Source organism: Bacillus altaicus (assembly GCF_042136375.2).
In the GTDB taxonomy this organism is placed as follows: domain Bacteria; phylum Bacillota; class Bacilli; order Bacillales; family Bacillaceae_G; genus Bacillus_A; species Bacillus_A cereus_U.
Genome location: NZ_CM143394.1, coordinates 4,138,303 through 4,151,987 on the forward strand (window position 1 = coordinate 4,138,303; position 13,685 = coordinate 4,151,987).

Below are 13,685 nucleotides of genomic sequence, written 5' to 3' on the forward strand. Positions count from 1 at the left end.
CCTTCAATATGAAGAGCATATTCCAAAAGTTAGAATATGCTCTCCTCATCTTGTGCTTTTAATTTAATAATAACTGTCGTTCCCTTACCTTTTTCACTTTCTATTCTCCACTCTCCATCATGTATATGAACAATTTGCCTTACAATTGCAAGACCTAAACCTGTTCCACCGTGTTGACGACTTCTCGCTTTATCTACTCGGTAAAAGCGTTCCCCGAGATTTTCTAAATGCTCTCTATCAATACCTATTCCTGTATCTTTTATGTGCAATTCACAATAATCATCGATTTGCTTTAATGTTATTATGATATCCCCGTTTTGATTTGTATAACGTATCGCATTATCTAACACATTATGAAGTACTTGTTGCATACGATCCTCATCAATCATTACGATAATTTCAGGATTTAAATTCGTTGAAATACGAAGTTTTTTTTCTATAAACTGTAACTCGTACGTATCTAGTACATCTTCAATAAGCTGTGAAAAAACGATAGGTTGTTTCTTTAGGGGAAAGTGTTCACCTTCTAGCTGCGCTAGATCTAATAAATCATGAACGAGGCGCTGCATGCGACCTGCTTCTTTATGAATAAGTTGCGTTACTTTTTCCTGCTGCGGCCCCTTCGCTACACCGTCTAAAATAGCTTCACTATATCCTTTAATATAACTAAGCGGTGTTCTAAGTTCATGCGAAACATTAGCTAAAAACTCCTTACGCTTTACATCTTCTGTTTCTAAAGAATTTGCCATTTTATTAAAAGCTTTTCCCAATCGTCCAATTTCATCTTCTGAAGAAATTGTAATCCGCTCTGAGAAATCTCCAGTAGCCAAATGATTTGCAACTCGTTCCATTTGCGAAAGCGGTCTCGTAATAGCGATAATAATTTTTCTACCAATCCATATTGTAATTAAAATCATTGCAAGTGCTAACGGTGCTAAAATAAGACCCATATCAAATATTAAATCTTTTATACTTTTTAAAGGAATATAAGAGTATACAATACCAACTAATTTTTTATTATCTAAAACAGGGATGACAACACCCATAATATTACGATCAAAATGTTCTTCATACCCTATCTTTGTCACAGTTTTCCCATCTAATAGCGCCTGTCTATCCCCTTCACTTATAAGAGAATGATGGTGAACATCAAAAGGCAAACATGCGCTTAAATCACGCGGATTGTATACGAAAAGGACATCTGAACTAGATATTTGATCATACGCCCTTACTTTCTCTTCAAAAGTGGATACTCCTTCACGTTTATCATATTGCGTGGCAAGACGTTTCCCTTCCATTACTAATGAATCTTTTAAATTATCAACGTATAACTTTTCATATGAGTATAAAGATACAAAATAAAGAAAGGAAACTGTTACACATACTGCACATACTACTGTAAGCCAAAGCTTTTGTACCATCGTAAACATACGTTACACCTCAAATTTATAACCTACACCCCAAACGGTTTGAATGTAGTTTCCACTTTCTCCTAGCTTTAGACGCATCGTTTTCACATGCGTATCTACCGTTCTTGTACTTCCTGCATAATCATATCCCCACACCTTTTCAAGCAATTGTTCCCGGCTAAATACTTGTCCATTATGTTGGCAAAGAAAATATAGTAAATCGAACTCTTTTACCGTAAGAGGAATCGTCTCACCATTCGTCTCGACCCTCCTACTTTTTTCATTAATAAGAATCGGTCCAAATTGAATCTCTTCTTGCTGTTCTTGCTTTGTATATCGTCTTAAAACAGCTTCCATACGAGCAATTAGTTCACCGGGACTAAATGGCTTTACAATATAATCATCTGCCCCCATCCGTAAGCCGTTCACCCTATTCCACTCTTCACCTTTTGCAGTTAAAAATATAATAGGTACATCTGACGTTTTTCTAATCTCTTTACAAACTGAAAGCCCATCCATCTCAGGCATCATAATATCTAGTACAACGAAATCGTAATGATCCGTTTCTAATTTTCGAAGTGCCTCTTTTCCATTTTCAGCTTCTCCCCACTCGTATCCGAAGTTATCTAAGTACATTCCGACAAGTTGCCTCATATCACTTTCGTCATCTACGACTAGCACGTTATATTTACTCATTGTCCTTCCCCTTCTCTCTCTATGAGTTGAAACGGTCCTTTTCCGACTTTAATTGTTTGTTTTATTTTCATATTCTTCATATCCATTACGCATACTTCATCGCTATCATAACTAGCTACATATCCTTCTGCACCACTTTTCAAAAATGCAAATGGATTAGATCCTACTTCTGCAAATCCTACCTCTTGATACGTACTTGCATCAAACTTTCTAAGCGTATTCGAACCGTGACTTAGCGCATATACATACTTATCATCCTTTGTTATATTCACAGGCATAAACGGAGCATGTAAAGAACGCATCATCTCTCCGCTCTGTAAAGAATACACTAATACTTTCTCATTCACTTGACTTCCATCACCATGTCCACCAATCCATATTTCTTTCCCATCAGCGCTAACCGTCGCTCCTGTTGATGCTGGCGGAATCATAAAGGACTGTATCACTTCTTTTTTCTTTGTATCAATGGTCGTTAGTTTCGTATCATAAAAGTTTAGTACAGATAACTGGTTATGATGCTCTACCATCGTTATCGGCCCTTTTCCTGTTGAAACACTCCCTGTCTCTTTTCCTTTTATCGTAAAGAACCTTACCTTTTGTTCATTTTGATCGGCAGCAAATAATTGTGTTCCATCATCTGATGCGATAACATTAGCAATTCCTTTTCCAGTCTTATACTTGTCCACTTGTCTTCCTTCTGCTAGTGAATATACATACATATATTCTAATTGCTTACCATAAACGAGTATTTCCTCGCCATTTGGAAGTAACGTAACCCCCGCAATCGGCTCATTTAATTCCCATGTTGTTAATAGCTTCTTTGTTTTTTTATCAATAAAACTAATACTACCTTCCTTTATATTCGTTGTTATAATAACACTTTTATCTTTAGCAATCGGTGTATACGAACTTCCTTGACACCCTACTAATAGAAATAAAAAACAGAGAAGAAAAACATACTTTCTCAAAAGATTCCCTCCATCTTCGGATGATTTCGTTATAATTGTAAAGTAACAAATAAATGTGTGGAAAATGTGAAATCTTCCTTTATTAATAAACTTACATATATAATGTACAACAAATAGAATTTGAGGTGTGCAAATTATGCTTTTTCCTGATTTAGCGAATAAAATTGTACGTGAAGTACGCAGATTAATTACTGAAAACATTATTATTATTAATATACAAGGCGTTATTATCGCAAGTACAGATGCGGAAAGAATCGGTCAATTTCATGAAGGTGCACTCCGCTGTGCGAAACAAAAGAAAACTGTCATTATTACAAAAGATGATGAACGACGACTGCAAGGTGTAAAAGCTGGGATGAATCTTCCTTTACTATTCCATGACGAAGTAATCGGCGTGATTGGAATTACAGGAGAACCTGAAAACATTTCACAATACGGAGAAATATTACGTAAGATGACCGAATTATTAATTCATGAAAACTACTTTTTAGAACAACTAGAACTTGAGCACCGTTCTTATGAAGCATTTGTCTTTGATTGGCTTCAAAATACAGACTGGTCTCCAAGTTTTCTCGATCGTGCAAAAACGCTTGGCATTGATTTATATAAGAAGAAACAACTTATTTTATTATCAATCGCCCAAGATAATACGATGCTCCAGCGTAAAATTTGGAAACATATGCGCAACATTTTAGCAAAAGAAAATTTATTTGTTCGCTGGGGAAATGATCGGTTTATTTTGTTTACAACAATGCAATCCAAAGAGCAAACCTTTCAATTTTTAAAACGGTTAAAAAAAGACTGCGAAACTTTATTTTCTATTACTTTATATATCGGGATTGGACAAACAGTTACGCCAAGCAATATGAACTTATCGTACGAACAAGCACTACGCGCCCTTTCAGTATCACTTGAAACGAAAGAAATTGTATTTAATGAAGATTTACGTTTAGAAATGTGCTTACAAGATATTTCTACTGAAACTCGGGAACAGTTTCTAGAGCGTACCATTGAAAACTTAGTATCATCTCCTGAGCTTATGCACACTTTACGTTTATTTATCGATTATAACCAATCTTATAAGCAGACAGCTGAGCAATTACATATACACATTAACACATTGCATTACAGGCTAAAAAAAATTGAAGAACATACAGGACTTGACCCGAAACAATTCAAAGATTTAAATGTTTTATACTTCGCACTCCTCTTATTAGATAATCATACAAAAAATAACGATAAAATAGATTAATCTTTAGATGATTGTACATAGAAAGAATCCCCCGACTTTTTTATCATTATAATGAAAGCACTGTTACAACGTTTTTTATTATTACTAAATACGTTAACAGTTTGAGGGGGATTTCTAATGTTAGAAAAGCAAATTATTGATTCATTCGTATCTATTGTTGGCGAAGATAATGTAGATACATCCAATATGGGGCGTTTAACTTATAGTTATGATGCCACTCCAAACTTCCAAGCGATGCCTGATGCAGTCATTGCTCCTCGCAATACAAATGAAATAGCCGAAGTGTTAAAAGTGTGTAACACTCATAAAATCCCTGTATATGTTCGCGGATCTGGAACAAATCTTTGCGCTGGAACGTGTCCACTTGAAGGTGGTATCGTCCTTATTTTCCGCCATATGAACAATATTTTAGAAATTGACGAAGAGAATTTAACAATTACTGTACAAGCTGGTGTTATTACACTTGATATTATTAAAGCAGTAGAAGAAAAAGCTTTATTTTATCCACCGGATCCAAGTTCTATGAAAATTTCTACAATCGGCGGTAACATTAATGAAAACTCCGGCGGATTACGTGGTTTAAAATATGGCGTAACACGTGATTATGTAATGGGGCTTGAACTTGTCTTACCGAACGGCGATATCATTCGTACTGGCGGTAAATTAGCAAAAGATGTAGCTGGTTATGATTTAACTCGTTTATTTATTGGTTCTGAAGGAACACTTGGTGTTGTTACGGAAGCTATATTAAAACTTGTCCCTATGCCTGAAACGAAGAAAACGATGCTTGCGCTATATGAAGATATTAACGAAGCTGCTCGAGCTGTTTCTGCTATTATTGCAAATAAAATTATTCCGGCGACACTTGAATTTTTAGACCAACCAACAATTGAAGTTGTAGAAGAGTTTGCACAAATCGGTTTACCAACTGACGTCAAGGCAATTTTATTAATTGAACAAGATGGCCCGCCTGAGGTTGTCAATCGAGATATTGAAAAAATGGCTAACGTTTGCCGTGCTATGAATGCGGTCGATGTTCGCGTTGCAAAAGATGAAGCCGAAGCAGATGCGCTTCGTACAGCACGCCGTAGTGCACTATCAGCACTTGCAAGACTAAAACCGACAACAATATTAGAAGATGCAACTGTACCACGTTCACAAATTGCTCCAATGGTTGAAGCAATTAATGCAATTGCAAAGAAATATAATATTCCTATTTGTACTTTTGGTCATGCTGGTGACGGTAACTTACACCCAACTTGTATGACAGATGCCCGTAATGAAGAAGAAATGCACCGAGCTGAACAAGCTTTTGCTGAAATATTTGCGAAAGCAATTGAACTTGGTGGCACGATTACTGGTGAACATGGTGTTGGCGCGATGAAAGCTCCTTATTTAGAAATGAAATTAGGTAAAGAAGGTATTGCTGCTATGCAAGGAATTAAACAAGCCTTCGATCCAAATAACATTATGAATCCAGGTAAAATGTTCGCGAAAGACTCTCGTAAAAGAGTGGTGGTTGAGCGATGACCACATTAAATAAAGAAAACATTCAAAAGGAATTTAAAGAACGATTAAGTGAAGATGAACTATTAAATTGTATGCGATGCGGTTTTTGTTTACCGACTTGTCCTACTTACATTCAATCTGGATATAAAGAATCACATTCACCACGAGGGCGTATCGCCTTAATGAAAGCCGTCGCTGATGGTTTAATTGAGCCAGATGAAGATGTTGAAAACACATTAAATGTTTGCCTAGGCTGCCGTGCTTGTGAACCTGTTTGTCCGTCTGGTGTGAATTATGGACATTTATTAGAAGAAACTCGTGATATTATTAATCAAAATAAAAAATTCTCAGTTCCTGTGAGAGCTGTTCGTAAAGTCGTTTTTGAAGGACTATTCCCGCATCAAAACCGAATGAGAACATTAACAGGGCTAATCGGATTTTACCAGCGTTCTGGTTTACAAACGCTAACACATAAAACTGGTATTATGAAGTTATTCCCTGAAACACTTGCAACGATGGATCTCGTTTTGCCAAAAGTCCCTAAAATGAAAGCAATGAAAGATCGTCCTGAATTTTTACCTGCTGAGGTGGCAAAGAAGAAACAAGTTGCATTCTTCACAGGTTGTTTAATGGATACGATGTTTTTAGAAACAAATAACGCAACGATGAAACTTCTTCAGTTAGCTGGTTGTGATATCGTTATTCCGAAAACACAAAGTTGCTGCGGGGCATTACATGGGCATGCCGGCGAAAAGAGTGGAGCAAAAGAATTAGCGAAGCGAAATATAGAAGCATTCGAAGATTTAAACATCGACTATATTATTACGAATGCAGGTGGTTGCGGAGCTTACCTCGTAGACTATGATTATCTGTTAAAAGATGATCCCAAATGGGCTGAACGTGCAAAGCAATTTGTTTCTAAAATTAAAGATATTACTGCCATACTAGTAGAACTAGATTTCCATAAACGTAATGACTTACGACTCACGCCGCAAATCATTACGTATCAAGACTCTTGTCATTTACGCAATGTTATGCGAACATCTTCTGAGCCTCGTATGTTATTAGAAGCCATTCAAGGCGCAACATACCGCGAAATGAAAGATGCGGACCGTTGCTGTGGTTCTGCTGGTATTTACAATATTGTTCATTCAGAGTTATCAATGGAATTTCTAGATTACAAAATGGACCGTGTGCATGAAACAGACGCGGCGACAATTGTTACTGCAAATCCAGGTTGTCTATTACAAATGAAATTAGGTATTGAACGAGAAGATCTTTCTCATAAAATGAGAGGAATTCACATTGTAGATCTATTATTAGAAGCAATTGAAACCAACTCGTAATAACTCGTAACATACGTAATAATAGGAAAACGGCTATCTCCTTCGTCTATGTAAAGAGATAGCCGCTTTTTTGTCTGCTACAACATTAAAAATATGTTACTTTATTATAAAAAAGAACAACAGAAACATTACAGTTTTGTAAAAATCCATCCATTATATCCCTCGAAAAATTGCTCAAACCATTGATACAATAGGATTCTTCATTTTTGCTTTAGGTAGATTTATCCAAAAACACCCTCTTAAAACCAAGTATAAAAATGCTGAAAATTCCTTTTATACTCTATGTTTCTCTTATTTCTGCCCCTTTCTTCTCCTAGGATAAATTAGGTAATTTCGAAGTCTATGAATTTTTTTCCATCTTTTTTCTTGTAAATTGTATGCTACGATGAATTTGTCAGTCAGACAGGCTGTCAAAAAAATAAATAAACAATATGGGGGACATACATCATGAAAAAACGTATTTTATTATCTGTAGCCGCTGCAACAGCACTTACTTTAGGAGTATCTTCTTTGGATGCACAAGCTGCAACAGTGCAACCATCTAATATAAAAGTTCAAAATATTCAGCATTCAAAAGTAATGATGAAACAAATGAGCCAACAAGAATTACAAGCATTCTTACAATCTATGGGAATCGAATCTTTAGCACAATGGAATCAAGGGCAATTCCAACAAGATTGCTTCATTCCTGGTCAACAGCCTACTGAAAATGTTGTTACTGAACAACCAACAGCTAAGCCAGAAGCTCAAAAGCCTGCTGAGGAAACACAAAAACCTGCTGAACAAAAGCCTGCTGAAGAAGTTGCTAAACCAGAAGCTCAAAAACCAGCTGAAAACAATAATACTCAAAACGAAACACAAAAACCTGCTGAGCAAAAGCCTGCTGAAGAAGTAAAATCTTTAAGCGAATTCGAACAACGTGTTGTTGAATTAACAAACGCAGAGCGTACAAAACAAGGCTTACCAGCATTACAAATCGATACTGAATTAAGCAAAGTAGCACGCATTAAGTCTGAAGATATGCAGAAAAACAACTACTTTGATCATAACAGCCCTACATACGGGTCTCCGTTTGACATGATGAAGAAGTTTGGTATTTCTTATAAATCTGCAGGTGAAAACATCGCCCAAGGTCAACGTACTCCAGAAGAAGTTGTACAAGCTTGGATGAACAGTGCTGGACACCGTGCAAACATCTTAAATAGTGGCTTCACTCATATCGGTGTTGGCTATGTAGAAAGCGGCAACTACTGGACACAACAATTTATTACGAAGTAAATAGAAAAAAAGAGTCTTCTCCTAGAAGACTCTTTTTTATGTTTCATAGCTTTCTAATATGTATGCGTATAAAATGTAGAACATAAACAAAATAGATCCGCAGCTTATTACACTAATTAACAAATAAAATCCCCACTTCAGGCTCAAAAGCAATGAAAATAATATGCTACATGCCATCACTTGAAAGATTCGCCCACTGACTAAACGGATTTTTTGTAATTTGATCGGTTCTTTCTCTCTATCCTTCACCTTTTTAAACACTTTACTAAACATAAAAAGAAACATACTAATTCCAATCGTTAGTCCTGTCTGAAAGGATATAATACTTCCAATATTAATAAAGAGAATTAGTATATGGACAAACATCATAAATAAAGTAATACTCTTTATAAATCCACTTATAATGAAATGCTCTCCTTCGTTAAACTTATATATATTATGCGAAATAACATATATTAATCCATGTACAATAATAATAAGGGCAGGAATAAATAATACGACGCCTTGTTTACTCATAAACTCGTTCGCTCCACCATTCTCGTTCCAATGCACAGCCATACGAGTTGGTAAATATGGATAAATACATAGAGTAAGTAAAAGACAAGCGAAAAATATCCCTAGCATATATTTATATTTGATCAAGTAATTCTCACCCCTCTTTTCTCTTAACGGCTTCGCCTCTTTTAGAGAAATCCCTGCAAAAATCTACCTTTTTCAACTTTAAACTTACACTTTACCCATTTTCTCTTTCAAATTTTTTCATTATATCGTTTAAATTTGTAGGGAAAGGTACGTCAACCGTGATCTCTTCTTTCGTAATCGGATGCAAAAAATTAATCTTCATCGCATGTAACGCTTGCCCGGACATATATGTTGTTTGCCCACCATATAATACATCCCCAACTAATGGATTTCCATTATAGCTCATATGAACGCGAATTTGATGCGTCCTACCGGTTTCTAACTGTAACGTTACGAGCGTCGCATCTTGTTTTTTAAAATATTTCTCTACTTTATAATACGTTATAGCTTGGTCTCCCTTTGGAGAAACACGGCGCCTTGTAGCATGATGTCGATCTCTTCCGATGGCCGCGTCAATTGTCCCCTGCTTCTTTTTTACTTTTCCTTCAACAAGTGCCGTATACGTTCTTTTAATTTTCCGTTCCATTAATAAACGATCCATAATTGCACCCGCAATTCTATGTTTTGCGAATACAACACCACCTGTCGTATCTTTATCTAACCTATGGATATGACGAACCTTCGTCTCTAAACCTTGCATTTGAAAATGAAAAGCAACAAGATTGGCAAGTGTTCCCGTCCCATTTTTTTCAGAAGGATGTGTATCCATTTGCCCCTGCTTATTTACAATGAGTACGTGATCATCTTCAAACACTACATTTAATTCACCGTATTCCGGCTCTACGCCGTACTCCTCCTCCATAAACATATGAACTTGTAACTTATCTCCTTCTTTTAAAAGTTCATTCCATCTCCTCTGTTCTCCGTTAACCGTAACACCCTTTTCCATACGAAGCTGATGTAATAACTTTTTTGGTACTTCCCATTCTACTTTTAACAACGAATCAATACTTATACCATTCCACGTCGCTGGAACCGTGATTTCACACCATTCGCCCTTTTTCTTTGTTTCCATACTATAATCACCTTATTTCTATTGATTCTCTCATTGTAACGGAAAACATAATTTGATGCACCGTCAAAAATAGAGGACAGTCTTATAATCGACTGCCCCCCTCACGCTCTAAGCTTTTTCATTTCCTGCAACACTTCTTCAGCTTTTTGTTCATACAATAAATCTTTAAAGAAATCCGCCAATCGTTTATAGTCGTTGTATGTATCTAATAAGTCGTCTATTTTCTCTCCTTTCATAACTTGCTGCTTTTGCTTCATTTTTACTGGATAGCGATACCCCGATACTTCTTGTATTTTGTAATACTCATCCTCTACTTGAATAACTTTTACAATTTCCTCTTCTTCCGCATCCATCGTATACCCGTCAAATTCTCTAAGCAGTTCATAAATAATATGAGTCCATTCATCTTTTGGGTAAAACCCTTTTTCCAACCGATAACCGACAATGCGATACAAATGCCCATCGTTTTCAGCAAACTGTACTGTATCATTTAGCTTAAACTTAAAATAACGAAACATTGCCTTCACCTACTTGTATGTAATGTTCTTATCACATACTATGCGCAAAATATGGGCCCTGCTATTCATAAAAAATACTCACCTTATAGATGAGTATTTTTTATGATGATTTTTCTCTTTTCTTTCGAAATGGTAGCCACCAGTTCCAATCCCCAAACAATTTCATTAAACTTGGTACGAGCATAAGACGGATAATTGTTGCATCAAGAAATATTGCTAATGCAACCCCAATCCCCATCTGCTTTACTGGTAAAATATCAGTAAAGGCGAACGCACCGGTAACAACAATCATAATTAAAGCAGCTGACGTAATGATTCTACTTGTCGATACAAGTCCTTCTAGCGTTGCTTGATTGTTATCTCCTGTTTCCTCGTATAGCTCATGAATACGTGAAATAAGAAATACTTCATAATCCATGCTAAGCCCAAATACGAGGCCGAAAATAAAGATTGGTAATACAAATAAAACGGAACTCTCTTCTAATCCGAAATGACCACCTTCAAATAACCAAATAACAATTCCTATTGTTGCACTTAAACTAAGTACGTTCATAATAATAGCTTTAATTGGAATGAGTATAGAGCGGAATGCGAATAATAAAATAACAAAGGTTGATCCAAATATAACAGACATACCAATTGCAACTTTATCTTTAATTTCATCTTCTAACTCTTGCTGGAACGTTGTCATACCGCCCATATAATAAGTAACATCATTTTCTTTATAATTCTTTTTAAAATCACGAACCCATTGTTTTGCAGTTTCTGTACTTGGCTTCGTATCCAAAAAGACTTCCATTGTTGTTTTATTTCCTTTCGTATACGCTTCAAATACAGGAGCTATTTTCGCCGCTTCTGGCGACTGCAATATTCCAGCAACTTGATCTGCTTTCATTCCATTTAGCCCGTCATATACACTTTTCACCTTATATACTTGCTTATCATCTTTTAACTTTTGAACAACAGCTTCTATCTTTTGTAAACTTTCTTTTTCTGTTATATCTTTCTTCGTCTCTACTACTAATGTAACATCAGCGTGTGTTTGGACAGTTTTATTAAAGGCTTCTTCATACTTCTCAAATGCAACTCTCGTATCACTCTTTTCAGGTAAAGCTTCAACACCAGGAAACTGCAAGTTAGCTGTACGTAGCGGTAATAAACAAATAACAATAAATATTATAACAACAATAATCATGACAATTGGATGTTTCATTACAAACTGTGCAAATTTACGCCATACCTTTGATGGCGTAGGCGCCGCCTGATTCTTTTTCAATATCCTTTTACCAATTAAAGATAATAGTGCCGGAAGAAGTGTGAGCGAAAACAAAATACTCATAATAACGACAATCATCCCGCTAATAGCCACAGACTGAATATAATCTATCTTAAAGAAAAATAAGCCTGATAAACCGACGAATACACATAACCCTGAAAATACGATAGCACGCCCTGCCGTTTGATACGTAATTGCTATCGCTTCTTTCACAGTTCTCTTCGCAACTTCCTCTCGAAAGCGATTTACAAATAACAGTGCGAAATCAATTGATAATGCGAGCCCAATCATCGGCGCAACATTTAACACGAAAATAGATAGCTCTTTTTCACTACCTATAAAATATAAAATCCCCATCGTACTAATTACACTTAGCGCGCCATTTATAATCGGTAAAATAGACGCAAGCAGACTACCAAATGAGAATAATAGTACGAGAAATGCAATAGGTAATCCAATCATCTCTGCTACTTTTAAATCATTTTGCGTTCTTTCATTAATCTCTTGATTAATTTTCGGATATCCTGTCGGTGTTAATTTTAATACGCTATTACTTTCCTTCTCGATTTTTTCGGCGAATTGTAATGTCTTTTCCATTCGTTCTTTATTTGTTTTCCCGGAAAATAAAATCGTCGCATAACCGATATCATCTTGTAACATCTCTTTATTTTGCATTGGATGATGGAAAGATTCGTATGTTTCCGTCTCTTGAATTTGATTTATTATCCCCTCTATACGCTTTTGGAAATCCTCATGCGAAGTATTCTTTTCCTTCTCAAAAACGAGTAAAAGTGTATCTTGAGATTGCTTAAAATCTTTATCTAAAATTTCTTTCGTCTTTTGATAATCCCCTTCTGTTTGGAAACCATCACCGCCCAATACTCCTGGAAGTTTTGGAGCAAAAATACCGAGCACTATCGCAAGTAGTAGTAATGCTACAATTACTGTATAACGAAATTGATACAAAAAAGTTCCTAACTTCCCCCACTTATCAATTTTATGTACATTTGTCTTCACACATTTTCACCTACTTTATATAATTTACTTATCATTTATACTGTATCACATCCCCCCATAAACAAAAAACGTCTAGAAAAACTATAATACTAGTTTTTCTATCTCTCGTTATTAAGTCCCAATCTCTCGGTGAGTAAACGATGACAATAAATTGCGATGATTAACAAAATGCCCCCTGCGCAATAACCAGCTAAAATATCAGTTGGGTAATGAACATTTAAAATAACTCTACTTAATCCAATCAATATAATTAATATGCCCATCGAAATCGTAATACCACATTTTCCAGCTGTACTTTTCAAATTCGCAGCAATGATATAGGCAAGAAAACCGAATGTTATGATAGATAGCATTGCATGTCCACTTGGGAAGCTATACCCAAGTGCGTCAAGTGCCTCATTTAATGATGGGCGGTCTCTTTTTGCAATTTCTTTTATCCCCTTATTAACAAGGTGTGTCGTTAATATAGCCATTGGATACACAATCATAGCAGCATAATAACGCTTTTTCCAAAAAACGAACAAGCTTATAATTAGTGTCGTTATAACTCCAACTGCAGATCCTAGCTTTGTCAAGTGGGAGAAGAATGTAAGTGAGCTTTCCGTTTGTAATCCTTTTACCATATCACGTACGTATGTATCCATCATTGTAACACCACCTACATGTACCCTCCAAGCGATGATGCTAAATAGAACAAACAATAAAACGATACACATTAACTCATACTGATGTAACTTTTTCTTCAATCGATTTCCTCCT

General features: G+C 35.9%; 12 protein-coding genes. 4 read left to right on the forward strand and 8 right to left on the reverse strand.

Annotation, left to right across the window (positions count from 1 at the left end):
- Positions 1–29 precede the first annotated feature (29 nt).
- The 3 genes from ACE38F_RS21430 to ACE38F_RS21440 are packed head-to-tail and all read right to left on the reverse strand — an operon-like array spanning position 30 to position 3,073.
- Positions 30–1,430, reverse strand: coding sequence for a sensor histidine kinase (locus ACE38F_RS21430; RefSeq protein WP_088098832.1), 1,401 nt, complete (start codon positions 1,428–1,430; stop codon positions 30–32).
- 3 nt (positions 1,431–1,433) lie between these two features.
- Positions 1,434–2,105: a response regulator transcription factor gene (locus ACE38F_RS21435; RefSeq protein WP_002126137.1), complete on the reverse strand. Its 672-nt coding sequence runs from the start codon at positions 2,103–2,105 to the stop codon at positions 1,434–1,436.
- On the reverse strand, positions 2,102–3,073 hold the full coding sequence (locus tag ACE38F_RS21440; RefSeq protein ID WP_215552716.1) for a YncE family protein: 972 nt from the start codon (positions 3,071–3,073) through the stop codon (positions 2,102–2,104). The genes ACE38F_RS21435 and ACE38F_RS21440 overlap by 4 nt, the downstream gene beginning before the upstream one ends.
- Positions 3,074–3,209: 136 nt before the next feature.
- Between ACE38F_RS21440 and ACE38F_RS21445 the strand changes: the two genes are divergently transcribed.
- The 4 genes from ACE38F_RS21445 to ACE38F_RS21460 all read left to right on the forward strand — a co-directional run bounded on the left by ACE38F_RS21445 (position 3,210) and on the right by ACE38F_RS21460 (position 8,458).
- On the forward strand, positions 3,210–4,325 hold the full coding sequence (locus ACE38F_RS21445; RefSeq protein WP_375369850.1) for a CdaR family transcriptional regulator: 1,116 nt from the start codon (positions 3,210–3,212) through the stop codon (positions 4,323–4,325).
- A gap of 117 nt (positions 4,326–4,442) precedes the next feature.
- Entirely contained in the window at positions 4,443–5,855 is a 1,413-nt protein-coding gene (glcD, locus tag ACE38F_RS21450) for a glycolate oxidase subunit GlcD (protein WP_375369851.1), read from the forward strand.
- The gene (locus ACE38F_RS21455; protein WP_375369852.1) at positions 5,852–7,180 is read left to right on the forward strand and encodes a (Fe-S)-binding protein; all 1,329 of its coding nucleotides are present in this window, start codon (positions 5,852–5,854) and stop codon (positions 7,178–7,180) included. The genes glcD and ACE38F_RS21455 overlap by 4 nt, the downstream gene beginning before the upstream one ends.
- Positions 7,181–7,627: 447 nt before the next feature.
- Positions 7,628–8,458 carry a CAP domain-containing protein gene (locus tag ACE38F_RS21460; RefSeq protein ID WP_375369853.1) on the forward strand — a complete coding sequence of 277 codons (831 nt, stop codon included), beginning with the start codon at positions 7,628–7,630 and terminating at the stop codon, positions 8,456–8,458.
- Between the two features lie 36 nt (positions 8,459–8,494).
- Here ACE38F_RS21460 and ACE38F_RS21465 read toward each other — a convergent pair whose 3' ends face one another.
- From ACE38F_RS21465 to ACE38F_RS21485, 5 genes are all read right to left on the reverse strand, one after another.
- Positions 8,495–9,100, reverse strand: a complete 606-nt coding sequence (locus ACE38F_RS21465) for a DUF1648 domain-containing protein (RefSeq protein ID WP_375369854.1) — start codon at positions 9,098–9,100, stop codon at positions 8,495–8,497.
- Positions 9,101–9,191: 91 nt separating this feature from the next.
- Positions 9,192–10,115, reverse strand: a complete 924-nt coding sequence (locus ACE38F_RS21470; RefSeq protein WP_375369855.1) for an RluA family pseudouridine synthase — start codon at positions 10,113–10,115, stop codon at positions 9,192–9,194.
- A 101-nt stretch (positions 10,116–10,216) separates the two neighbouring features.
- Positions 10,217–10,633 (reverse strand): histidinol dehydrogenase, encoded by a 417-nt coding sequence (locus ACE38F_RS21475; RefSeq protein ID WP_375369856.1) that lies wholly within the window; start codon positions 10,631–10,633, stop codon positions 10,217–10,219.
- Positions 10,634–10,733: 100 nt separating this feature from the next.
- Positions 10,734–12,926, reverse strand: coding sequence for an MMPL family transporter (locus tag ACE38F_RS21480; RefSeq protein ID WP_375369857.1), 2,193 nt, complete (start codon positions 12,924–12,926; stop codon positions 10,734–10,736).
- Between the two features lie 98 nt (positions 12,927–13,024).
- Positions 13,025–13,672 carry a phosphatase PAP2 family protein gene (locus tag ACE38F_RS21485; protein WP_375369858.1) on the reverse strand — a complete coding sequence of 216 codons (648 nt, stop codon included), beginning with the start codon at positions 13,670–13,672 and terminating at the stop codon, positions 13,025–13,027.
- Positions 13,673–13,685 lie beyond the last annotated feature (13 nt).

Coding starts and splice junctions, on each gene's coding strand:
- ACE38F_RS21435 (WP_002126137.1), bottom strand. CDS start 2,105: ATGAGTAAATATAACGTGCTAGTCGTAGATGACGAAAGTGATATGAGG.
- ACE38F_RS21430 (WP_088098832.1), bottom strand. CDS start 1,430: ATGTTTACGATGGTACAAAAGCTTTGGCTTACAGTAGTATGTGCAGTA.
- glcD (WP_375369851.1), top strand. CDS start 4,443: ATGTTAGAAAAGCAAATTATTGATTCATTCGTATCTATTGTTGGCGAA.
- ACE38F_RS21455 (WP_375369852.1), top strand. CDS start 5,852: ATGACCACATTAAATAAAGAAAACATTCAAAAGGAATTTAAAGAACGA.
- ACE38F_RS21475 (WP_375369856.1), bottom strand. CDS start 10,633: ATGTTTCGTTATTTTAAGTTTAAGCTAAATGATACAGTACAGTTTGCT.
- ACE38F_RS21445 (WP_375369850.1), top strand. CDS start 3,210: ATGCTTTTTCCTGATTTAGCGAATAAAATTGTACGTGAAGTACGCAGA.
- ACE38F_RS21470 (WP_375369855.1), bottom strand. CDS start 10,115: ATGGAAACAAAGAAAAAGGGCGAATGGTGTGAAATCACGGTTCCAGCG.
- ACE38F_RS21460 (WP_375369853.1), top strand. CDS start 7,628: ATGAAAAAACGTATTTTATTATCTGTAGCCGCTGCAACAGCACTTACT.